The 20,502-nt window shown below is 72.2% G+C and carries 24 protein-coding genes; 12 read left to right on the plus strand and 12 right to left on the minus strand.

Going from position 1 to position 20,502, the window contains the following annotated elements; all coding sequences use genetic code 11:
* Positions 1-31 precede the first annotated feature (31 nt).
* The 4 genes from ACZ6KO_RS26595 to ACZ6KO_RS26610 form a co-directional block, all read right to left on the minus strand.
* Positions 32-676 (minus strand): ABC transporter permease, encoded by a 645-nt coding sequence (locus ACZ6KO_RS26595; RefSeq protein WP_469306536.1) that lies wholly within the window; start codon positions 674-676, stop codon positions 32-34.
* Positions 677-776: 100 nt separating this feature from the next.
* Positions 777-2,126 (minus strand): carotenoid oxygenase family protein, encoded by a 1,350-nt coding sequence (locus ACZ6KO_RS26600; protein WP_469306537.1) that lies wholly within the window; start codon positions 2,124-2,126, stop codon positions 777-779.
* A 107-nt stretch (positions 2,127-2,233) separates the two neighbouring features.
* A complete protein-coding gene (locus ACZ6KO_RS26605) occupies positions 2,234-3,739 on the minus strand; it encodes an MFS transporter (protein WP_469306538.1) in 1,506 nt (501 codons plus the stop codon).
* 233 nt (positions 3,740-3,972) lie between these two features.
* Positions 3,973-4,248, minus strand: coding sequence for a hypothetical protein (locus ACZ6KO_RS26610; RefSeq protein WP_469306539.1), 276 nt, complete (start codon positions 4,246-4,248; stop codon positions 3,973-3,975).
* A gap of 138 nt (positions 4,249-4,386) precedes the next feature.
* On the opposite strand from ACZ6KO_RS26610, the gene ACZ6KO_RS26615 reads away from it, so the two are divergent.
* Positions 4,387-5,448 carry an ArsR/SmtB family transcription factor gene (locus ACZ6KO_RS26615; protein ID WP_469306540.1) on the plus strand — a complete coding sequence of 354 codons (1,062 nt, stop codon included), beginning with the start codon at positions 4,387-4,389 and terminating at the stop codon, positions 5,446-5,448.
* A gap of 25 nt (positions 5,449-5,473) precedes the next feature.
* Here the strand turns inward: ACZ6KO_RS26615 and ACZ6KO_RS26620 are convergent, their stop codons facing one another.
* Positions 5,474-6,448, minus strand: coding sequence for a helix-turn-helix domain-containing protein (locus tag ACZ6KO_RS26620; protein WP_469306541.1), 975 nt, complete (start codon positions 6,446-6,448; stop codon positions 5,474-5,476).
* Between the two features lie 169 nt (positions 6,449-6,617).
* On the opposite strand from ACZ6KO_RS26620, the gene ACZ6KO_RS26625 reads away from it, so the two are divergent.
* A complete protein-coding gene (locus ACZ6KO_RS26625) occupies positions 6,618-7,661 on the plus strand; it encodes a saccharopine dehydrogenase NADP-binding domain-containing protein (protein WP_469306542.1) in 1,044 nt (347 codons plus the stop codon).
* Positions 7,662-7,703: 42 nt separating this feature from the next.
* Here ACZ6KO_RS26625 and ACZ6KO_RS26630 read toward each other — a convergent pair whose 3' ends face one another.
* Complete coding sequence (locus tag ACZ6KO_RS26630) at positions 7,704-8,258, minus strand: nucleoside/nucleotide kinase family protein (protein ID WP_469306543.1); 555 nt, start codon at positions 8,256-8,258, stop codon at positions 7,704-7,706.
* Between the two features lie 99 nt (positions 8,259-8,357).
* Between ACZ6KO_RS26630 and ACZ6KO_RS26635 the strand changes: the two genes are divergently transcribed.
* Positions 8,358-8,804 carry a nitroreductase family deazaflavin-dependent oxidoreductase gene (locus tag ACZ6KO_RS26635; RefSeq protein ID WP_469306544.1) on the plus strand — a complete coding sequence of 149 codons (447 nt, stop codon included), beginning with the start codon at positions 8,358-8,360 and terminating at the stop codon, positions 8,802-8,804.
* A 35-nt stretch (positions 8,805-8,839) separates the two neighbouring features.
* On the opposite strand, the gene ACZ6KO_RS26640 is transcribed toward ACZ6KO_RS26635, so the two are convergent.
* The gene (locus ACZ6KO_RS26640; protein WP_469306545.1) at positions 8,840-9,307 is read right to left on the minus strand and encodes a hypothetical protein; all 468 of its coding nucleotides are present in this window, start codon (positions 9,305-9,307) and stop codon (positions 8,840-8,842) included.
* A 135-nt stretch (positions 9,308-9,442) separates the two neighbouring features.
* Between ACZ6KO_RS26640 and ACZ6KO_RS26645 the strand changes: the two genes are divergently transcribed.
* Entirely contained in the window at positions 9,443-10,003 is a 561-nt protein-coding gene (locus ACZ6KO_RS26645; protein WP_469306546.1) for an SMI1/KNR4 family protein, read from the plus strand.
* A 156-nt stretch (positions 10,004-10,159) separates the two neighbouring features.
* Entirely contained in the window at positions 10,160-10,879 is a 720-nt protein-coding gene (locus tag ACZ6KO_RS26650; protein ID WP_469306547.1) for a hypothetical protein, read from the plus strand.
* Positions 10,880-10,975: 96 nt separating this feature from the next.
* Here ACZ6KO_RS26650 and ACZ6KO_RS26655 read toward each other — a convergent pair whose 3' ends face one another.
* The gene (locus ACZ6KO_RS26655; protein ID WP_469306548.1) at positions 10,976-12,898 is read right to left on the minus strand and encodes a hypothetical protein; all 1,923 of its coding nucleotides are present in this window, start codon (positions 12,896-12,898) and stop codon (positions 10,976-10,978) included.
* A 188-nt stretch (positions 12,899-13,086) separates the two neighbouring features.
* Between ACZ6KO_RS26655 and ACZ6KO_RS26660 the strand changes: the two genes are divergently transcribed.
* On the plus strand, positions 13,087-13,671 hold the full coding sequence (locus ACZ6KO_RS26660; protein WP_469306549.1) for a hypothetical protein: 585 nt from the start codon (positions 13,087-13,089) through the stop codon (positions 13,669-13,671).
* A 193-nt stretch (positions 13,672-13,864) separates the two neighbouring features.
* Here ACZ6KO_RS26660 and ACZ6KO_RS26665 read toward each other — a convergent pair whose 3' ends face one another.
* Positions 13,865-14,569, minus strand: coding sequence for an alpha/beta hydrolase (locus tag ACZ6KO_RS26665; protein WP_469306550.1), 705 nt, complete (start codon positions 14,567-14,569; stop codon positions 13,865-13,867).
* A 119-nt stretch (positions 14,570-14,688) separates the two neighbouring features.
* On the minus strand, positions 14,689-15,378 hold the full coding sequence (locus tag ACZ6KO_RS26670) for a hypothetical protein (protein ID WP_469306551.1): 690 nt from the start codon (positions 15,376-15,378) through the stop codon (positions 14,689-14,691).
* A gap of 293 nt (positions 15,379-15,671) precedes the next feature.
* On the opposite strand from ACZ6KO_RS26670, the gene ACZ6KO_RS26675 reads away from it, so the two are divergent.
* The 5 genes from ACZ6KO_RS26675 (at position 15,672) to ACZ6KO_RS26695 (ending at position 19,076) form a co-directional block, all read left to right on the plus strand.
* Positions 15,672-16,721, plus strand: coding sequence for a hypothetical protein (locus ACZ6KO_RS26675; RefSeq protein ID WP_469306552.1), 1,050 nt, complete (start codon positions 15,672-15,674; stop codon positions 16,719-16,721).
* A gap of 65 nt (positions 16,722-16,786) precedes the next feature.
* Complete coding sequence (locus ACZ6KO_RS26680; RefSeq protein WP_469306553.1) at positions 16,787-17,080, plus strand: hypothetical protein; 294 nt, start codon at positions 16,787-16,789, stop codon at positions 17,078-17,080.
* 747 nt (positions 17,081-17,827) lie between these two features.
* Positions 17,828-18,193, plus strand: coding sequence for a CorA family divalent cation transporter (locus ACZ6KO_RS26685; RefSeq protein WP_469306554.1), 366 nt, complete (start codon positions 17,828-17,830; stop codon positions 18,191-18,193).
* 32 nt (positions 18,194-18,225) lie between these two features.
* Positions 18,226-18,576, plus strand: a complete 351-nt coding sequence (locus ACZ6KO_RS26690) for a hypothetical protein (RefSeq protein WP_469306555.1) — start codon at positions 18,226-18,228, stop codon at positions 18,574-18,576.
* A gap of 233 nt (positions 18,577-18,809) precedes the next feature.
* Positions 18,810-19,076, plus strand: coding sequence for a PLD nuclease N-terminal domain-containing protein (locus ACZ6KO_RS26695; RefSeq protein WP_469306556.1), 267 nt, complete (start codon positions 18,810-18,812; stop codon positions 19,074-19,076).
* A gap of 132 nt (positions 19,077-19,208) precedes the next feature.
* On the opposite strand, the gene ACZ6KO_RS26700 is transcribed toward ACZ6KO_RS26695, so the two are convergent.
* Positions 19,209-19,436, minus strand: coding sequence for a hypothetical protein (locus ACZ6KO_RS26700; RefSeq protein WP_469306557.1), 228 nt, complete (start codon positions 19,434-19,436; stop codon positions 19,209-19,211).
* 121 nt (positions 19,437-19,557) lie between these two features.
* The gene (locus ACZ6KO_RS26705; protein ID WP_469306558.1) at positions 19,558-19,905 is read right to left on the minus strand and encodes a hypothetical protein; all 348 of its coding nucleotides are present in this window, start codon (positions 19,903-19,905) and stop codon (positions 19,558-19,560) included.
* 156 nt (positions 19,906-20,061) lie between these two features.
* Here ACZ6KO_RS26705 and ACZ6KO_RS26710 point away from each other — a divergent pair, with 156 nt between their 5' ends.
* The gene (locus ACZ6KO_RS26710; RefSeq protein WP_469306559.1) at positions 20,062-20,358 is read left to right on the plus strand and encodes a hypothetical protein; all 297 of its coding nucleotides are present in this window, start codon (positions 20,062-20,064) and stop codon (positions 20,356-20,358) included.
* Positions 20,359-20,502 lie beyond the last annotated feature (144 nt).

Genomic DNA, 20,502 nt, shown 5'->3' on the forward strand with positions numbered 1-20,502 from the left:
CTCGCACACGGCCGTGGGCGTTAGTGGGGCGTCAGTGGTGCGGCGGGTCCTCGAAGGTGCGCAGGCGGCGGGCCTCGAGGACCGTGGCGAGGGCGTAGGCGCCACCGCCCGCGGCAGCCAGGGCCCAGTAGAGGCCGGGGGCTTCGAGGAAGAGCACGGCGGCGGAGGCCAGGGCGAGCCAGATGCCGAGACCGTAGTGCAGCACGTTGCGGCGTACGGCTCCTTCGGCCAGGTAGAGCAGGCCGACGATGATGCCGGATCCGGCGGGCCACAGGACGGACTGGAGTTCCGGCGCGTCGAGTACGGAGGTCAGGCCGGTGATCGCGACGGCCAGGGCGGTGAAGCCGGCGACCCACGCGGTGCCCAGCAGTTTGCCGGAGAGGGCCTCCGGCGCGGCGGCCCCGCGCTGGGCCCGCAGTACGGCAAGGGTGGCCAGGAGAATGCCGGCCAGGAGCCCCGTCCCGAGGAGCGCCATGGGGAGCCAGCCGGGCAGGCCGAGCAGGGGCCGGTCGCCGTGGGAGGCCGCGGCGGCGCCGTGGCCCAGCACGTAGGCGAGTCCGAAGCAGGCGTACGCCGCACGGTTGTCGACCTCTCCGGATCGACGGGTCACGGGCACGTCGGCGTCGTCGTCGACGGCGGCGGCGACGGCGGGCGGGAGGGTGGCGGTACTGGTCACGGTGGAGGTCTCCGAGGGTGATGGGGGGAACGGGTACGCGGGCCGGAACGGGCGGCGCGTCGGCCCGGAGGTGTCGCCGGGCCGACGCGGCCAACGCCCGTCAGGCGGTGGGGAGGTCGGGGATCCAGGAGCCGTGGAGGCCGGCGGCGACACGGTGGGGGAGGTGGATGGTGGCGACCGTGTCCAGGCCGGCGGCGTCGAGGACGACGAGCTGTGAGGCGTCCTGCTTGAGGTCGGAGATCACGGTGAGCAGGTAGCCGTCGTCCTCGCCGGTGGCGCCGGCGGCAGGGACGTAGACGGCCTCACTGGGCAGCCGGGCGTCGCCGACCTGGTGGATGCGGCGGGCGCCGGTACTGCGGTCGTACTTGACGACGCCGTAGCCGCCGAACCCCTTCTCGTCGGGGAAGGAGACGGCGTACTGGTAGCGGTTCTCGCTGCCGAGGTAGTCCTCGTTGAGCGTGGGGAACTCGACGGGGAGGTCGTCGATGATCCGCTCGTCGACGGTGGCGGCGGTCAGGTCTATGGTCCAGCGCCGGGTGTAGGAGCGGGAAACGGGTTCGGTGCCGCGGCCGGGGGCGCCGGTCCACCAGTTCCAGGAGAGGCGGAAGCCCTCGCGGTCGACGGTGGGGCCTTCCAGGACGATGCGGCCCCGGTCGTCCTCGTAGGCGTTGGAGACGTGGAGCATGTTGCCGGGTTCGATGGAGAACCAGCGCACGTGGTGGTGTCCGTCGGCGCCGCTGGGCATGACGCCGATGCGGGAGGGCAGCTGGTCGTCCCAGCCGTAGGGGATGCCGGAGTGCTCGGTGGGGTCGAAGGTGACGTTGCCCTCGACGAAGACGACGTGGCGGCGCGTGAGCGCGAAGTCGTGCTTGAGGGCAGCGGTCGCTCCCGGAACCTCGGCGCTGTGGATGAGCGTGCCCTTGGCGTCGGCGACGTGGTAGGTCAGGAACGGGGGCATCGGGGAGGAGCCGAAGAAGTGGAGTTCCCCGGTGGCCGGATCCTCCTTGGGGTGGGCGGTCATGGCGGTGCGGAGCTTGCCGCCGAAGTCGTAGGCGCCGATGGTGTCGAGTTCGCCGGTGAGCTCGAAGGGCAGGTTCGCCTCGCACAGGGCCAGGAGGCGTCCGCCGTGTTCGATGACGTGGGTGCCGGCAGTGCTGGCGGTCAGGTCGGGGCCGTGCTCGGTCATGTAGGGGGCCCCGTCGAGGGCGGGGGTGCGGACCCAGCGGTTGCGGTACCACTCGGCGCGGCCGTCCCGCAGGCGGATGCCGTGGACCATGCCGTGGCCCTTGAACCAGTGGGTGGGGGTGACGCCGGGCTTCGGGTTGTGCCCGTTGCGCAGGAGCCGGCCGGACAGCTCGGGCGGGAGCGTGCCCTCGACGGTCAGACCGGTGGCCGTGACCTCCTCCACGACAGGAGTGAAGTGGCCGGTCAGGTAAGGGGGGTTCGTCATCCTGGATCCTTGGGTCGATGCGGTTGCTGTTGGTGATGCGGTCGGTGTTGCGGCTGGTGGTGCGGTCGGAGTGGCGGTCTGTGGTGCGGCCATGGGGTGCCGGGCGGTCAGGCGGCGGGCTGCTCGGCGGGGCCCTCGCGGCGGTGGTGTGGCCGACCGGTACGGGGGCGGTGGGGCGCAGGGCGGGTGCGCCGGGCCCGGCGGGTGAGCGGCAGGGCCAGGAGCGCGGAGGCCGCGAGGATCGCCGCGCTGACCGCGAATGCGGACCGGTAGCCGGCGGTGAGGGCTTCGAGGTGGGGCTGGCGGACGGAGGCGTGGGCGGTGACGGAGCCGGCCAGGGTGGCCAGGGCCGCGAGGCCGACCGCGCCGCCGACCTGCCGGGTGGTGTTCACCAGTCCGCCCGCCAGGCCGGTGTCCTGCCGCGGGACGCCGTCGACGGCGAGCGCGGTGAGCTGCACGAAGGCGACGCTCAGGCCCAGGCCCACCAGGACACTCGGGCCGAGGACATCGACGAGGTAGCTTCCGTCGGCGCTGATCCGTGACAGCCACAGCATTCCCGCGGCCTCGGTGAGCAGTGCCGCGATCACGGTCGCGGTTGTACCGATCCGCCGGGAGATCCGGGGCGCCGCCACCGCGCCGACCATATTGGCCACGGCGAGCGGCAACTGGCCGGCGCCGGTGGTCAACGGGCTCATGCCGAGGACGTGTTGCTGGTAGAGCGGCAGGAAGAAGAACAGCGCGATCCACACCGAGCCCAGCAGTGCCATCAGCAGATTGCCCGCGGCGACCTGGCCGGTGGCGAACAGCCGCGGCGGGATCAGCGCGTCCACCCGACGGCGTTCGATCACGACGAAGGTGGCGAAGAGGACGGCGGCGCCGAGGAGGGCGCCGAGCACCCCCGGATCCGTCCAGCCGAGCGCCCGCGCGCTGGTCAGTGCCCACACCAGGCAGGTCAGGGCGAGGGTGACGGCGACGGTCCCCAGCAGATCGAACCGCCCGCTCCCACGGCCGGTGGCGGCCCGGGGCACGAGCGCTGCCACGGCGGCCAGGACCAGCACCGCCGCGAGCGCGGCGATGTGGAAGACCCAGGGCCAGCCCCACGCCTGGGTCAGTACGCCGCCCAGCAGCACACCGACCGCTCCTCCCGCGCCGGACACCGCACCCCACACTCCCAGGGCCCTCCCACGGCCGGGACCGGGAGGGAACAGGTCCATCGCCAGGGCGAGTGCGGCCGGGGCGATGACCGCGGCGCCGGCTCCCTGCACGGCGCGGGCGGCGATCATGACCCCCGGGGAGGCGGCGAGTCCCGCTGCCAGCGAGGCCCCCGCGAACAGGGCGAGACCGGCGATCAACACCCGGCGGCGGCCGAGGAGGTCGGCCGCCCGGCCCCCGGCGAGGAGCAGCGCGCCGAACGCGAGGCCATAGGCGTTGACCACCCACGTGGTGCCGCTGTCCGACAGCCCCACTCCGGAGCGGATCTGCGGCAGGGCCACGTTCACGATCGAGGTGGCCAGCATGACGGTGAACTGTGCCGCGGCCAGCGCCGCGAGCGCGGGCCCCGGTCTCGGCGGGGGCGGGGCGCCCGCGGTGTCTTTCGGACGTACGAGGTTCATGGCGCACAGACTCACGCCGGGCGGTGTCCACTTTCCATGCCCGGCGCGGGCGTCGGCTGTCCACTCCTGTCCGCACCTGCGCACGCGCCGCGACCGGATCCGCGTACGCGTACGCGTACGCCTATGTGTACGCGGACCGGGCCGCGTTGATCACCCCGCGTACGTGGCGCGGTCGCGAGGCCGCCTCCACGGTGCCGCGCCCGACGGCGCGGCGCCGTGGGGCACCGGTTGCCTCAGGAACCGGCCAACGACGTGTCGACCCAGATGTACAGCGCCCACTTGCTGCCGTGCGGGGTGCAATAGGCGGGCCCCGCGTAGGAATTCGCCAGCCGATGGCAGGCCTTCTCCGAGTAGCTGCCGTCGTACTTCCAGTACCCGGCCGCGGTGGTCGCCGCGGTGGACACGGCGCTGCTCGCGGAGGGCACGGGAGCCGCCTGTGCGGCGGCGGCGCCGCCCACGAGTGCCACAGCCCCCAGGACCATCCCGGTGAGCGTCATCCGTGCGCGCATATGCCTTCTCCTTCGCTGTTGCGTGGATACGAACCACTGGCGTGCTTCCTGCCGGGAGAAGCCTTGTGCCGGTGGTCGGGGGAAGGCGACTCGTTTCGCACTGGCCCGAAGCGACGCCCGGCGGGAAGGCTCTCAGGGGTGACCTTCCGCATACACTTCACCGCCGAGGACGTGGCACGGGTGCGTCTGACCACCCTGGGCCCGCTCGCGGAGACCGAGCTGAGCATGTGGAACCTGCAGCAGCGCGAGCGAGGGGCGGTGTTCGGCGCCTGGCGCACGCGGACCGGCCCCCGGCTCGACGCCGACGGCCGGGACGTCGCCCGCTGTCTGGCCATGCCGGCGGGCGGCCTGATCGACCTGTTCAACCTGACCGGCCCGGCCGACAGCATGGACGAGGCGATCGAACTGCTCAGGAGCGCAGCCACCGCTGATGTGCGCGAGGAGTTCACCTACCCGGGCATGGCCCGCCGGAGGGCTCCGTGGCTGGGCCGGTTCCTCGAGCGCGACCGCGAGGCCGGCCAGCGGCTGACGCGGTCCCTGCGGCACTGCCACGACGTGGCCGTCGCCCCCCACTGGGAGCGGATCCGCGGACTGCTGGAGAGCGAGCTCGCCCTCTCCGCCCGGCTGCTGGCCCAGCGCGGGCTGGCCGGACTGTTCGGCCGACTGGACCCGATGCTCGTATGGAACCCGCCCACCCTGTACGTCCCTGGCTACCGCTCCTGGCAGGGAACCGGGGACCTCGACCTGAGCGGGCGGGAGTTCGTCATGGCACCCTCGGTCTTCTGCGGCAGCACCCCGCAGCTCTTCGCCCGCCGCCACGGCCCCCACGTCCTGCTGATCTACCCCGCTGTCCGTGACCTGGCCACGGCCGCCGTCCTGTGGACCGCCACGGGAGACGCCCCCCGATCCGGCGGCGTCCTTCCCCAGCCGCTGATCGCCCTCCTGGGCCGGACCCGGACCGCCGTGCTGTGCGCCGTGGCCGGTCACCCCGCTTGTACGACGACCCAATTGGCCCGCCATGCGCACATCTCACTCGCCAGCGCCAGCGAACACGCCGCCGTTCTCCGCCGGGCCGGCCTCATCGCCCTCACCCGCAACGGCAAACACGCCCATCACACCCTCACCCCCGCCGGCCACACCCTCCTCAAGTCCGCCTCGATCACCACCCGGCCCTCACCCGGGAGCGGTGCCGACGCCTGAGACGCGTCCGCGTCGCCAAGGTCGCTCACCCACTCGGTCGCTGCCCTCCGGAGCGGGCGAGTCCGTGCGTGCGGAAGGTACGGCGATATGTGTCGGGCGGGACACCGACGGTCCGGTGGAAGTGCCGGCGGAGCGTGGTGGCGGTTCCCATGCCGGTGCTGGTGGCGATGGCGTCGACGGTCGCGTCGGTGCCCTCCAGGAGTTCCTGTGCGCGGCGGATGCGCTGGATGTGGAGCCACTGCAGGGGAGTGGTGCCGGTGACGGTCTTGAAGTGCCGCGTCAGGTGGCGGGAGCTCATACGGGCCTGCCGGGCGAGGTCCTCGACGGTGAGGGGTGCGTCGAGGCGCGCCAGGACCCAGGGGAGGAGCTCGGCCAGGGGGTGGTTGCCGGGCGCGGGCACGGGCGTACGGACGAACTGGGCCTGGCCACCGTCACGGTGGGGTGGGACGACCAGTCGGCGGGCGATGGTGTTGGCGACCGCGGTCCCGTGATCCAGCCGGACCAGATGCAGGCACAGGTCCATCGCCGCCGCCTTGCCCGCGGAGGTCAGGACGCTGCCGTTGTCCACGTACAGGACATCGGGATCGACGGTGACGCGGGGGTGGCGGCGGGCGAGTTCGCCGGTGTGGGCCCAGTGGGTGGTGGCGCGCCGGCCGTCGAGAAGCCCGGCGGCCGCCAGCACGAACGCCCCCGTGCACAGGGACACCACGCGCGCCCCGGCGTCATGGGCCGCGCGCACCGCGTCGACGAGTTCGCCCGGCGGGTCACGATCGACGTCGGCCCAGCCCGGCACGATCACGGTGTCCGCACGCGCCAGTCCGTCCAGCCCCTCGTCCGGCTGCAGCCGGAACCTGTCCACGGTCACCGGGCCCGGCCCGCACAGCGAGAACCGGTACCAGGGATCCACCAGATGAGTCAGGTCGGCGCCGAAGACCTCGCAGGCCAGGGACAACTCGAAGTGGAGCATGCCGTCGGTGACGGCCAACGCGACGCTCTGCATGTCGGGAACTGTACGCCCTGTGTCGTTTCGGACACTCGTGGGGGCGGGCCGGCCCCGCCAGGATGGTGCCTGTCACAGCGCACCGGCCCGCCGGAAGGAAGAAGGCGGCGCCCGTGCGGCAGACACCCCACACCACCCCACACGCGTACGAGGCAGAGGAGCGGTTCTCGTGAACGGCACGGCACACAGCAAGGTCACGGTCTACGGCGCGTACGGACACACGGGAAGGTTCGTGGTGGCCGAGCTGGCCGCCCGCGGCTACCGGCCGGTCCTCTCCGGCCGCGACACCACCAAGGTGACCGCCCTGGCCGAGGAGACCGGGCACGAGGCCCGCCCGGCTCCGGTCGACGACGCGGCCGCGCTCGACCGGGCGCTGGCCGGTACCACCGCGGTGATCAACTGCGCGGGCCCGTTCGCCTCGACCACCGGCCCGGTCATCGACGCGGCCCTGCGCGCCGGCATCCCGTACCTCGACGTGGCCGCCGAACTGGAGGCCAACCTCGACACTTTCGCCCACTACGCCGACCGGGCGCGCGAGGCGGAGGCGATCGTCGTCCCGGCGATGGCGTTCTTCGGCGGCCTGGGCGACCTGCTGGTCACGGCCGCGATGGGGGACTGGACCCACGCCGACGAGGCCCACATCGCCTACGGCCTGAGCGACTGGCACCCCACCACCGGCACCCGCCTGTCCGGAGCGGTCTCCCGCGAACGGCGCGGTGCCCACCGCCTGCGCTACAGCGGCGGTGCCTGGGAGCGCCGCACCGACACCCCGCCCACCGCCGAGTGGCCCTTCCCGGCCCCGATGGGCCCCCGCCCGGTCGTCACCGAGTTCACCATGGCCGATGTCGTCACCGCCACCGACCACCTGTCGATCCGTGACGTCCACACCCACATGGCCCTCGGCGCCGCGCAGGACATCGCCTCGTCCGACACGCCCGCCCCCGCCCCCACCGACGAGCTCGGCCGCTCCGGCCAGACCTTCCTGGTCGACGCGGTCGTCCGCTCCGGCGGCGTCGAGCGCCGCGCCGTCGCCGAGGGCCGCGACATCTACGCCGTCACCGCGCCCCTGGTCGTCGAAGCCCTCGACCGCGTCCTGACCGGACGGATCCGCGCCACCGGCGTCGCCTCCGCCGGCCGCATCTTCGACGCCGCCGACTTCCTGACGGCCCTCGCCCCCCACATCACGCTCGGCGCAGAGGGGATCACACCATGACGGGACGAACCAGATGACCGTGCCGAACGCGACCCACGCGCGTCACGAGCCGTCGGCGGCACGCGGCCCCGTCCACCCGGTGGCGGCCACCACCTCCCGCGCGATGTCCACCACCGGACGACCGTCCGTCACCACCCGCACCGTGTCCGCGGGAGCCCGCTCGTCGAGGAGACGCGCACTGCGCACGCTGCCCCGCAGTTCCTTCTCCAGCTCCGAGCCGAGCTCCCGGCGCACCAGCCGCTGCCGGGCGGTGGCATCCGAGGCCGTGAGAAGGATCCGTACGATCCGCGCCTCGGCCCCCAGAGCGCGCTCGAACATGCCCGCCGCCTGAGGCAGCACGCTCAAGGTGTTCGTATAGATCAGGCGGCGGTAGCCGCGGCGGGTGAAGTTGGCCCAGACGGCCCCCAGGTTGCTCTCGGTGACCTCGGAGCGATCGGGGTCCCCAGGCGGTGCCGGATGCACCTGCCCCATGAAGTCCCCGTCGATGACCGCGTGAGGAACGGCCGCGACGCGCAGCAGCGCCGAAACCTCCCATCCCACCGTGGTCTTGCCGACTCCGGCCCGCCCACCGATCAACAGCACTTCCGCATGCTCCATGGAGACAGCGTGCCAGTGGGGGCGGGGCGACCACCGCCCGCGATCCGAAATGTCGCGTCTCGACCAGCCGCGCGGGTGGCACCCGATATGCTTCCCCGCGTGGGACCTCTCGAGGGTGAGTACGAGCCGAGTCCGGCGCAGTGGGTGCGTGATCAGGTCGAGCTGTACGAGAGTTCGGGCGGCACGCGGGGAACAACGCTCTGGGACACGGGCCTGCCCGTCGTCATTCTCACGACGCGCGGCGCGAAGAGCGGCAAGATCCGCAAGATCCCCTTGATGCGCGTGGAGCACGAGGGGCGGTACGCGGCCGTGGCGTCGAAGGGCGGCTTCCCGCGTCACCCGGTCTGGTACTTCAACGTCACGTCCGACCCGCACGTGGAGCTCCAGGACGGGCCCGTACGCCGGGACATGACGGCCCGTGAGGTCACCGGCGACGAGAAGGCCGAGTGGTGGGAGCGCGCCGTCGCCGCGTATCCGCCGTACGCCGAGTATCAGCAGATGACCGACCGGGTGATCCCCGTCTTCGTGCTGGAGCCCGCGCCCTGAGCCGCTCCCGTGGCTCCGCCGGTGTGAGTGCCGGGTCAGGTGTAGTACGTGTCGAGCGAGCCGATCCAGAGCGCCGACAGCGGCAGAACGGACAGCTGGACGACCGCCGTGGTCCAGCACCGTCCAAGGGCCGCCGCGCACGCGCTCGTCCAGGCCGTCGTATGGAGCAGGCCCACCGCGGCGGCCTGGTATCCCTGCCCGCCGGGATCCATCATGCCGGGGTATCCCATCCACTCCTCGGTGAAGATGCCGTCCGCGCCGAACACCACGACCCCCGACACCAGCCACAGGTCGGCCAGCAACACGGTGACGGCGAGGGCCCTGTCGAAGCGGAGGTACGCGGAGGCCGGGAGCAGCAGCCGGACGAACGGATGCCCGTGGTCCCGTACCCACGGCTGCCGCCGGCCTCGCCAGAGCACCGAGGAGGCGTACCCGAGCCCGGCGAGGGCCATGGCCCAGCCCGTCATGAGGAACAGCCCGAAGAACAAGATCGCCAATCCCATGTCTCACCAGAGGCCCCCACCCGCGGAACGGTTCCTTCCGCCCACAAGCCACCCGGCGTGCCTCGCGCTGGTCACGCTTCCTCCGGCGGCGCAGGGGCGACCAGGCGCCGGCGGAGCCTCGGTAGTGTCCGTGCCATGACCGCTCTCGATACGCTCGTCCGCCTCTGCCCGCCGCCCGCCGATCCGCCGCCCGCGGTGGACTGGGCGCGGGCCGAGCGGGCCCTCGGCACCTCTCTGCCCGCCGACTACAAGCGGCTCGTCGAGACGTACGGTGACGGCGTCTTCGACGAGACGATATGGCTCCTCGTGCCCGACTCCGCGTACGCCGACTGCGACCTGCACGCGGAGACGAAGGAACGGGAGGAGATCCTGGCCCGCCTGTGGGAGTTCGAGGACAAGCCCGCCGGCCTGGAGGAGGCGGGGGCGAGGGTCCTGCCGTGGGCATGGGAGGAGGGCACGGGGGCGTTCCTGTACTGGCTGGCCCGGCCCGGCCAGCACCCCGACAACTGGCCCGTGCTCTACAACGAGGGGCGCGGCCCCCTGTGGGAGCACCACGAGATGGGGTGCCTCGCCTTCCTCCTGGCGGTACTCACCGGAACCGCGCAGACGGTGTACTTCGGCCACCTCCACGACGTGCCGAAGCCGACGGAGCACCACTTCGCCACGGCCGCCCAGACCCTGGGAGCGCACACGTAGCGCTGTCGCCGTACCCGCGGAACCGGGGACGGCCAGGCTGGCCGCGTGCACGGAATGCCAAACGACCGTGCGCTGTGCGCCGAGGACAGGACGGATGCGCGCGGGGCACGGTGGGCGTGCACGTCCTGTGGTCTCCACCGTGGAAGGGGTACGCACGTGAAGATCGGTCTGGCCCTGCGGACGGCCGGTGTGACGGCCGTCGCGGCCGTCGCGATGGTCGCGACAGCGACATCGGCCCACGCGCACTACGTCTACGAGAAGGTACGGGTCTTCGACGACCGGAGCTCGCTCCCGGACACGCCGATGTGCGTGGACGTGCGCTCCGAGGTCAGCCACGGCAACGGCGGCGGGTTCACGAAGTCCACCGTCTGGTCGCGGACCAAGGACATGAACACGCTCACGTTCTGCGGCTGGGAGCAGCGGGTTCCAGCCGGCTGGATCGCCTCCAGGGAGACGTTCTGGAAGTGGAGCGGAACCGAGTGGTTCCCGTGCCGTGAGACCGACTGGCGCTTCAACACCTCCACGCAGGGGAAGACCGACTTCTCCCTGTACTGGAACCTTCCCTGCGGCTCCGGCTTCTACGGCACGACCGCGCACGGGTGGTCCTACGACGACGAGCTGGGCGAGTGGCGGGGTGGCAGCGTGTGGTCCGGGTACCACGAGCTCCCCGCCTCCGGACTCGCCCCCGCCGGTACCCGGCCACCGCAGACGCCGCACTGGGTCGAGCCCGACGGCAGGGTCGACGTGACCGAGGCCCCTGCCGAGGGCGGCCCGGCCGGACTCGGCGCGGCGGGAGCATCCCCGCAGCGGTTCGCCCCGCCGCCGGCGCCCCCCGCGAACTCGCCCCAGGGCCGTCTGACAACCGGCCGCGGCTGAGCGGGTTCCCCGCAGGAGGGTGTGCCCCCTGCGGGGAACATCCCGCCGGGCGGTCGTCACCCGCCCCGGCGGGGGGCGTGGTCCCGATCAGTCTCCTCAGCTCCGTCCCGAAGCCCGACGGCGCTTCCTCATCTCGGCCTTCCAGACGACGAGGCGCTGCGCGTGCCTGTCCGCGAGAGCACGGATCTCGTCCGCGTGGTCGCCTCGGGCGGCGTCACGGTCCCACAGGACCCGCAGCGCGCTGTCGCGAGCGGCGGCGCGTACCGCGGGCAACGGGTCGTCCACCAGTCGCAACGCCGTGACCAGGGCCTCCGGTTCGAAGGAACGCCCCAGCAGTTCCATCGCCAGTGTCCGCCGCTCCGCCGCCTCGCCCGGTGCCGCGAGGGCGGCGAGCCGCCCCTCCGGAATCCGGCTCCGCCGGCTCCGCAGCGCGTCGCGCGCAGCCCGGGAGGCCTCCTTCGCCGGGTCGGACAGGAACGGCAGGGCCTCCTCCCAGCCGATGGCATGCCGGTGCGCGAGGTGGGTCAGGGCCGCGCCCCGCACCCACCCGTGCGCATGGCCGAGCAGCGCACGCATGACGGCGGGATCGTCACGCAGGCCGCGCAGTACGACGGCCACGACGCGCGGGTCGGGATCGGCGGCGTACCGGGCCAGTGCCCCGTCGTCCAGGACGCCCAGCCGTCGCAGTCCGCCGACCGCCCGGGCCCGTACGGACCCGTCGGCGTGCAGGGTCAGCGTGTCGAGTCGCGGCCCGTCGCTGGGGTCCCGGTACTGGGCCAGGCCGCTCACCGCGGCAGGCGTCACCGTTTCCGGGTCGGCGCACCACACCCGGTACCGGGCGTGCGGATCCCCGCCGGCCGCGCGCAGTTCACGGCAGGCCACGCCCCGTACCCAGGAGGAGGGGTCGACGAGGTACGGCACGAGACGCGCGGAGCGTCCGCCGGCCCTCAGCCGTCCCACGGCCCAGCCGCGCACGACGCTGTCGGGCGCGGCGAGCAGCCGGTCCAGGACCGGATCCGCGCCCGGCGACTCCAGGACCGGATCCGCGCCCGGCAGCTCTAGGGCCGGATCTGCATCCGGCAGCTCCATGACGGCCCGGGCGGCGAGCCGCCGGACGTTCCGGTCGCGGTGCCCGACGGCGAGACCGGCCAGGTCGTCGGCGGACGGCAGCCGGGCGGAGAGCGCGTACCTGAGGGCCCAGATCCGCACCTCGGCCTTCTCGCACCTGGCCAGGAAGTCGAGGAAACGTTTCTGCGCCGCCGTGTCCCGCCCGGCGGCGGCGAGCGCGCCGCGGATCGCCTCGAAGCGTTCCCGGTTCGGCTGGTCAGCCGTCAGGGCGATCCGGTACAGGGCGTCCGCGTCCAGCAACCCGGCCTCCGCCCCGGTCCGTATGCCCGCCACCCTGGCGTCGGCCCCCTGCCATCCTTCACCGGCCAGCAGCTCCCGCACCTCCGCCTCCCGGACGCCGCCCGTCCGCGCGAGCACCGCGTCCCGCGCCCAGCGTCCGTGCCTGCGGATGCCGGCGCGCAGCGCCAGAGCGACCAGGGAACGCGCGGTGCCGTCGCCGACCGCGGCGAAGGCTGCGGTGAAGGCCTCGCGGGCCCGGACCCGTACCCGCTCGTCGGTGTCCGCACAGCGCAGCAGGAGCAGCGGCAGCAGCGCCGCCGCGCCACCCGCGTCCAGCGCCGCCGCCCGGACCCGCGGGTCGGCGTGGCACAGGCACAGCGCGAGCTCGGACTCGGTCGGCGGGCTTGCCCAGGACGGGCCGTCCGCACCCCAGTAGGGGGCGGTGCCCCAGTCCGCGATCTCACGTCGGTCGAACCAATGGAAGCCGACCCGGAGGCTCGACGAGACCTTCCACCCGGCCACACGGTCCAGGGTCCCGTGGAAGACGTCCGTGTCGAGCCGTACCCAGTCCTCGGCCCGCCCGGCCCCCACGGCCGCGGCCACGCTCTTCCCGTGCAGCAGCCGTTCACCCCCGCTGAGGAACTGGGTGGGCAGCAGCAATCCATTCGCCATGCGCGCCACTGTAGCCCTGCCCCACCCCCCTCCACCTGGGAGTATCCGCCGTGGGCGGAGCATGCCGAGGCACGGTCCGGCAGGGAACCGTACGAGGGCTGTGCCCGCGCGGTCGGCTTCGAAGTCCGGCTGTGTCGACGGACAACCGGCCCGTTTGTGAGCTGCGAGGTGGCCGATACCGTGTGGGCATGGCAATGACAAGGAAGCGGCGGGTCCTGTACCGGCAGGGAACCGGGTTCTGGCGGATGACGGCGAAGTGGGTTCTGGTCTTCGGGGCCTTGTACCTGCTGGACGGCGGGCTGCTCCGATCCTGGGGCGACGCTCTGGTGGTACCGATGATCGGGATCCTGCTCTGGGTGCCGTTCGGGATCGGTGTCGCCTGGTATCCGAAGAAGGACCAGCGGGTCCTGCTGACGACGTGTGAACTGCGCGTGTGGCGCAAGCGGATGCCGATGGAGGAGGTGAACCTGCTGCACGTGGCCCGGCTGTGGCTGGAGGGGCGGTCCACGATGGACGACCGGCCGGTGCGGGAATGGCCGCGGTCCGACCGGGCGGTGTGGGTGCCGCTGTGGGACGGCCGGGCGTTCGGCGTGGAGTTCCGCGACCCGGCGGCGTTCGCCGAGGTCTTCGGCGCCTTCGCGGTGGCGGAGTGCGGCGGGCCGGACATCGTCCGCGCGAGGGCCGCGGCGGAGACCTACCCGGATCCGCGCCCGATGCCGCCCCGCCCCGCCGGCGGCGGATCCTCGCCGGAGTTTCTGGACATCTTCGGCTGAGCGCCGGGAAACGCACGGCAAGAGGCGGCGGTCCGTCAGGAGTCGCGCCAGGAGCCGCGCCGGGAAACGCGCCGGGAGTCGTGCCACGCCGGCTCCGCACCTGTCGGCCGCCGCTGTTCAGCCCCGGGGGACGGCGGCGGACGACCGGCGACACCTCTCGCGTGGACGACGAGGCCGGGGACCCTCGCGGGACTCACGCTCCACGGTCGGCGTACCGTGCGGTGATTCCGGCGGCGCGCGCCAGTACGTCCGCGGTCCGCGACCCCGCCTCGACGGCGTGGGCGGCGGTGCTGGGCAGGCAGCGGTCGTGCTCGGGGACGAACTCGGTCATGATGACCCCGGCGTGGTCGGTCGCGACCTCGTCGAGCGACACCGGCCAGCCGTGTTCCTCGAGGGCCGCGCGCAGCTCGCGTGAACGCTCGACGTCCGCCACCGGATCGGCGGTGCCGTGCACCAACCACACCGGAAGGGACGGCGGCCGGTCGCCGCCCCGGCGGAGGTCGTCGATCGGGACGGTGCCGGTCGTCGGTGCCACCGACCCGTACATACCGGCGATTCCCACGACGGCTCGCGGCCTCCAGTCGCCGAACGCGGCGGGGTTCAGGGCGGCGCCCACGGCAGCCTTGCCCCCCAGCGACCAGCCGGCGAGCGTGATCCGCTCGGGATCCCCGCCGAAGTCGGCCACGTTCTGCCGTACGAAGTCGGCCGACTCCCTCAGGTGCGTCCGTCCGCCGTCCGGAGCGTCGGGCCGCCAGTCCGGGACCAGGACGACGACGCCCAGTCCCGCCGCGGCGCGGGCGACCGGCGCGAGGACGTCCCGTTCGTCGGGGCCCCGGCCGTGCCACAGCAGCACCGCCGGCACGGGTTCCGACGCCCCCGCGGGCTGATAGACGTCCATGAGCTTCCCGCTTGCCCCGTACGTGATCCCCGTCCTGACGACGACCTCTACCGCCACCGCGAACCCCCCATTCGTCCATTACGAGCAACGTCACGCTACCAACGCGCCGTCGGCCACGCTCACCTCGGCGGCTCGCACCGCCGGGGAAGCGTCACGGTTCCGGGCCGGTGCTCGAAGGTGTCCATGACCAGCCACTCGTCCAGCTCGGGGTCGTAGAGGTTCTGGACACCGAACTGCAGCACCTGCCAGAAGGTGCCCCGGTCGTGCTCGTCGACGTAGATGTCACCGAGCGCGAGCGGCAGACGCGGGTACTTCCCGGGGGGCAGCTCCGGGACGACCACGCCCACCCTCCAGTGGTTCACCCGCCGCGCCGGGTGAGTGCCCCGCAGGGTCTCCGGCCCGACGAACCGGGCCTCCTCGAACGCCTGGTTCAGTGCCTCCAGGTTGAAGCCCGGGATGCGTGAGCAGGGATGCTCGTTCAGACCCGGCCATTTGTACGTCAGTGTGTAGAGCGTGTCCCGGTAGATCAGGTTGGTGAACCAGATCGGGTACTGCGGGCCCCCCGCGGTCATCTGGCTGTCGCCGTCCCTGCCCTCCCAGGTGAACGGCACCGTGATGCCCAGGTCCCGGACGATCCACTTGCCCTTGCCGCGGAAGTCGCGGGGGAGGCGGGGCGGAGGCGGCGTCGAGGGGACCTCCTGCCGCGCGGCCACGGTCCCGAGCGACGGCGCGGTCCCGGCCCGGGGCGCGGCGCCGGCCCGGGGCTCGGCGCCGACCGAGGGAGAAGCCGTCAGGACGAGGGCGACCACTCCGGCGAGAGCGGCCGACGTGGCCGTCCGACGTGTGCCATTCCAACCCATGGTCGTTCTCAGCTTTCGCAGCAGGCGCCGTCACGGCGCGGGGAACGAGGACGGCGATTCCGGAACACCGTCACGGAATCAATGATTCCGATTCTGGCAGCTACGGGGCTCGGAGTCGTGGTGCCGTCAGCGTGAGTCCCGGCCCCCGGTGGTGAAGGGAGCGCGCACGCGTGCCGCATGGTCGCGTCGGCGTCGGGGCTATCATCCGACGGAGAGCCGGCCGGCGGAGAGGAAGCACCTTCATGTCCGGGAGCGAGGCGTCGGGCGGGCAGCTCGACGAGCTCGCCGCGTTCGCACTGGCGCACGCGGATGACGCGCTGACGGACGAGGGCGCAGGCCCTGGCGCCGGGGCGGTGTTCCTGTTCGCCGACGACATCGAGGACCGGTACCTGTACGCCTTCGCGGACCTCGGCGAGGCCCACGACCATCTGGCCGATCCGACGCACGGTTACCTCCGGTGCGCGGTGGCCTGGCGGCCCGGACCGCACGTCCTGGCTGTTCAGGCCCAGGAGATCGGGACCAGTACGTCCTTCGTGCTGACCCGGCGTTGCGCACCGGACGGTCCGGCCGGCGACGTCGTACGCACCGAAGGGACGCGGGCGGTGCTGCCACCGTCGGGACAGCCGGCGAGGACGGCGACGGAACCGGGCGATCCGGCGGAGCTGGCGGACCTGGAGGACGGGCTCGAGCGGGCCTTCGACTCGGGGCAGGGGCAAGGGCTGGTGGAGGCGGAGGACCGGCTGCGCAGGTGGCTGGTCCGTGCGGGCGAGGGCGACTGGTGGGCGGTCGAAAGGTGGTTGCGCAGCCGCTTCCCGGCCAGGGACGAACACGACGCGGCGGACGGCGCACCACCGGAAGGAGCTCCGGGCGGGGCCGGCACGGAGGGACGGTACGTGATCGTCTTCCCGGAGGACGACACCGCGACGGGCCCGGTCGCGGCGCTCGCCACGTGGGACAGGATCGCGCGGCAGGCACGCGAGATCCTGGGACCGGCGGTCGCCCCGGCGGACGGAACGGCTGTCGTCCATCTGGTCAGTGGCCTACGCCTCGCCCTGGACCCGGAGTCGGGCCGCTACGAGCTGGGGCTGCCCCTGCCCGGCAACTGCCCCACCCCGACGGCACCGGCGTTGGAGCAGCTCTACCACCTGGCACTGACCGTCCAGTTGGAGACCGGCCGCCGCGCTGTCGACCCGCAGCTCGGACGGTACGTCGACCAGCTCGGCGGGACGACATGGGCACGCCGCTTCGCCCTGGCCGCCCGAGCCATCCGCTCTCGCCGACCGGGACCCTAGCGTCGCCGCGGCTCCCGCCCGGGCCGGCGGACCAACGAGGGGCCCCGCCCCTGCTGATCGGCCACGTGTCGACCCCAGCGCCTGCCCGTGACGGCGACGACCCACTGCCCACGCACCGGCCCCCGCGGCTCGCGCGCAGCGGCCGGCACCCCATCACGCGGGCGACCGGCGCCCGGTTCCTGTCCGGTGCGCGGGACGGCCGGGCGCTGGCCCGTACCGCGCCGGGCTGGGAACCCGTCGCAGAGCACCCCGTCATGGAACGGATCAGCCCGGTCCACCGGGCGATCGTCGGCGCGTTCCGGATCGCCACGCTCGGCGCCCGCCCGTACGCGGTCGCGCACCTGCGAGCGACCGGCTGAGCCGCTCGCGCCGCGTTTCCGCTGGCCGCGGCGGAAAGGGGTGATCGGCCACAGGTTCAGCACGACATCCTCATCGCCACCCGCGACGGCGCCCCGACACCTCCCGCCTCCCCGCCGGCCGACGGTACGTCGAGCACGCCCGACAGAGCGGCAGGGATGGTCAACGGCGCCCGTCGCTACGCCCCTTGAGCAAGCCGCGAAGCAAGGGCACCGCCACATCGGGGCGAATCAGGCCGATATCGCATTGTCCAATTTTGTCATCACATTGCCCATCGTTTAACGTGTTTCCAGGCGCAGGAAATGCCGCGCCTGGATCTGCGGGAGGTGATCAGCGTGCCTGGTGGAAGTAGTCACAAGGCGTACACGCCGCCGATCCCGCTTGACGCACCGCAGTAGCGGCCCTGTTGCGCCACGGCACGATGCCTCCCCGGCGCGCCTTTGGTTTCCGCGAGCCCTGACGGTCCGTCGGCCTCCGGCCTGAGTCGGTCGACATCGCGGTCGCTACGCCACGCCACTGCACTGCACTCCACGCACTCCACTCCGACCCGAAGCCGTATCGGCGTGCCCCGGCACATCCAGCCATCCAGCGGCGACCGGCCCGTGGCCGTCGATGCGTGCCGTATCGCCGATCTCCGCAACGAACACGCCTCCCGCACGTTTACCGCCCCAGCACGTCCGCGAACCGCCGAACGGCAACGGGTGCGCACCGAGTGCCGCCCAGGACGCGCCTTTCACAGGAGAGATTCCATGACCAACGCCGCCATGTCCGCGAACCACGACGACACCCTGATGCCCGTCGAGACGGTGGCCGAGCACGCCGAGAAGGTGAATCTGCTCCGGGAGATCAACACGGAGCTCCGTGAACTGAACAAGGAAATGGAAGACATCCGGGAGATCACCGAGGACCAGCTGACGGTCACCGTGGAGACCCGGAGGGTGAGCGCCTGGACGGCGATCGCGGTGGTACCCGGCGCCCTCGCGTCGATCTACGGATCCAACTTCGAGCACATGCCCGAGCTCCAGTTCAAGTACGGCTGGCCGATCTTCCTCGGCGTGCTGGCGTCCACCGCGCTGGCCACCTACGTCGCCGTCAAGCGCAAGGGCTGGCTGTAAGCCGGACACCGAACCCAGGAAGGACGATCCGTATGCCGGAGAAATCCGTACAGCCCAGCTTGGCCGGGCTCAGCGCCAAGGAACTCGAGGCGTGCTCGAACCAGGAACTGCGCGACTTCCTCCAGGGAGTCCGCCGGTGCCGCCACGAAATGGTCCTGCTCCACGCGAAGTCGGTGGACCTTTGCGCGGGGACGGGAGTGGCGCGGCGCGTGACCTCGTGGCTCGTGGTGTTCATGATGCCCACCCTGCTGGGCGGCATCTACGCCGCGAACTTCCACCAGCCGGAGACCGCGATCGTGTGGGCTTGGCCGGCCTTCCTCGCCGTGGTCGTGGCTTCGGGTGTCGCGATGTACGCCCACTTGCGCCGTAAGGGCTGTCTCTAGCGCCACTTGACAGGACATCGCCGACTCCATGGTGTGCGCCGGTGCCGCGTAACCGGGCCCTCGCCTCGGCGGCCGTATCCGGTTCGTCGGACGCCCCTGAGGGTGTCCGACCTCCGGATGACCCAATCGAGATCAAAGTATGACGTAACGGGCATCCTGCGGCAGGCATGCTGGCTTCACTGGAGGTCGCCCGACGGGCGAACCCTGAGGATGCCCCCCACGAGGAAAGAACGATGAACGCGCAGCTTGCACACCAGATGACACGTGCCGCCACGAGCGAGAACGTGATCGGATTCGTCGCCATGGGCGGGGTCGTGGCCGTCGGTATCGCCTACGCGGTGCTGTTCGTCGCGGCTCTGGTCAGCATCGCCGGGTCCCGCCTTTCCGGAGGGCTGAAGCTGGGCTGGATCGTTTTCGCCTGCGTGGCCCCCTTCCTCGGGAGCCTGATCTGGTTTCTCGTCGGGCGCCGCGACGCCCGGCGGCGACCGGAAACGCTTTGATCCCCAGCGATGGGTGCCCCCACGTGCGGCCCCAGCGCTCCTGGAGCCGCACCAGTCGGCCGGGCATGACAGGTCGCCCTGACGGACACCACCGTCCGACCGGATGCCGTGCGGGCCCGTCCCTGACCCCTGTCAGGCGACTTCCTGGCGCCCTGGGGCCTTCCGGGTCTTCACCCCGCCGACGATGAGCGCCAGCCCCAGGACGACGAGGCCGAGGTAAGCGGCGGACGGAAGGTCGACGACCTTGTGTATCCAGCCCCACTCCATGCCGAAGAAGGTCTGCGAAGCGAAGCTGACAAGCCCCTGGGCTCCTACGACGTAGCCGATGCTTTCGACGGTGTATCCGATGGTTGTTCGCACGGGTCAATCGTCTCGCGGCTGTGCCGCAGGACGGTCCTTCCCAGGGCCGAGAACACAGTAGGCCGAAGGATGCAGTGACTCGCGGAGAGCGACCGATGGACATGGTCGCTCGTCTGTGGCGTCACCGTACGCTCCATGCACTGATGGTGGCGAGCGGGATCCGGAAGGATTCGCCCAGTGTGGTGGGAAGACTGCTGGAGCCGGCGATGAGCTGGCAGCCGTGGAGGTGCAGAAAGGCCGGCGGGTACTCGGGGAACTCCGTGGCTTCGCGGGAGAAGTCCTCGGCGAATCGCTCGTCGGGCAGGCCCGCCTCGCCGAGCCGTATGCAGACTTCTGTCGCCCAACGCCGGCGTGGCGCAATGCGACCGGTGATGACCGCTCCCTGCGCCACGACGGTGATGCGGGGACCTTCACCTTCCATCTCCGTGCGGTTGATCAGGTCGATGAGCAAGTTGTCTCGTGTGGTCATACCGGCACTGTAATGATCATGAATGCGCATGACGCGGGCGGATGCGAGGCGACCGGGGCGCCTTGTGGCATTCGCGGCCGGCTGACCCCTGTGCGGGGCGAGCAGCCGGTGCCAGCGCCGGACCGTGTTGTCGGTGGCGCCTGGGACGCTGGCCGGATGAATGGCGATGAGCAGCTGCTGCGCGGCCGGGTCTACGGCCGCGACCACGACGACCCCGATCCCGGCCCACTCCCGCACCGGTCCTATGCCGCACTCATGGGCGGTCCGCTGGACGGGCTGCTGCTGGATATCACGGGCTGGCGGTCGGAGGAGGTCGACGACGGCGCCGCGCTGTCGACCGAGCTCGGACGCTTCCCCGGCGGCCGTTCGCTCTACGACCCGCACCCCGGCGGCTTCCGCGCACCGGGCCACGGTGTCGTATGCCGCCTCTACTGGTCCGGCGACACGCCCTGACCGCAGCCTTCGCCTTCGGCAGCCGCCTCATCGACTGCCGCCCAACGGTCATGGAAGCCGCCGGCACTCAGGCCACCCAGCGGGATCAGTATCCGCGCGTGGCGTTCCGTGCTCAGGCGCGATGAGCGACTGACGTGAGCTGCC

The sequence above is a fragment of the Streptomyces sp. NPDC042102 genome (assembly GCF_055582305.1).

What these genes read in the sequence shown, in the direction of transcription:
- ACZ6KO_RS26675 (WP_469306552.1), top strand. Translation starts at nt 15,672, where the DNA reads ATGTCCGGGAGCGAGGCGTCGGGCGGGCAGCTCGACGAGCTCGCCGCG.
- ACZ6KO_RS26645 (WP_469306546.1), top strand. Translation starts at nt 9,443, where the DNA reads ATGACCGCTCTCGATACGCTCGTCCGCCTCTGCCCGCCGCCCGCCGAT.
- ACZ6KO_RS26695 (WP_469306556.1), top strand. Translation starts at nt 18,810, where the DNA reads ATGAACGCGCAGCTTGCACACCAGATGACACGTGCCGCCACGAGCGAG.
- ACZ6KO_RS26620 (WP_469306541.1), bottom strand. Translation starts at nt 6,448, where the DNA reads ATGCAGAGCGTCGCGTTGGCCGTCACCGACGGCATGCTCCACTTCGAG.
- ACZ6KO_RS26630 (WP_469306543.1), bottom strand. Translation starts at nt 8,258, where the DNA reads ATGGAGCATGCGGAAGTGCTGTTGATCGGTGGGCGGGCCGGAGTCGGC.
- ACZ6KO_RS26655 (WP_469306548.1), bottom strand. Translation starts at nt 12,898, where the DNA reads ATGGCGAATGGATTGCTGCTGCCCACCCAGTTCCTCAGCGGGGGTGAA.
- ACZ6KO_RS26640 (WP_469306545.1), bottom strand. Translation starts at nt 9,307, where the DNA reads ATGGGATTGGCGATCTTGTTCTTCGGGCTGTTCCTCATGACGGGCTGG.
- ACZ6KO_RS26610 (WP_469306539.1), bottom strand. Translation starts at nt 4,248, where the DNA reads ATGCGCGCACGGATGACGCTCACCGGGATGGTCCTGGGGGCTGTGGCA.
- ACZ6KO_RS26665 (WP_469306550.1), bottom strand. Translation starts at nt 14,569, where the DNA reads ATGGACGTCTATCAGCCCGCGGGGGCGTCGGAACCCGTGCCGGCGGTG.
- ACZ6KO_RS26705 (WP_469306558.1), bottom strand. Translation starts at nt 19,905, where the DNA reads ATGACCACACGAGACAACTTGCTCATCGACCTGATCAACCGCACGGAG.
- ACZ6KO_RS26605 (WP_469306538.1), bottom strand. Translation starts at nt 3,739, where the DNA reads ATGAACCTCGTACGTCCGAAAGACACCGCGGGCGCCCCGCCCCCGCCG.
- ACZ6KO_RS26660 (WP_469306549.1), top strand. Translation starts at nt 13,087, where the DNA reads ATGGCAATGACAAGGAAGCGGCGGGTCCTGTACCGGCAGGGAACCGGG.
- ACZ6KO_RS26690 (WP_469306555.1), top strand. Translation starts at nt 18,226, where the DNA reads ATGCCGGAGAAATCCGTACAGCCCAGCTTGGCCGGGCTCAGCGCCAAG.
- ACZ6KO_RS26600 (WP_469306537.1), bottom strand. Translation starts at nt 2,126, where the DNA reads ATGACGAACCCCCCTTACCTGACCGGCCACTTCACTCCTGTCGTGGAG.
- ACZ6KO_RS26710 (WP_469306559.1), top strand. Translation starts at nt 20,062, where the DNA reads ATGAATGGCGATGAGCAGCTGCTGCGCGGCCGGGTCTACGGCCGCGAC.
- ACZ6KO_RS26685 (WP_469306554.1), top strand. Translation starts at nt 17,828, where the DNA reads ATGACCAACGCCGCCATGTCCGCGAACCACGACGACACCCTGATGCCC.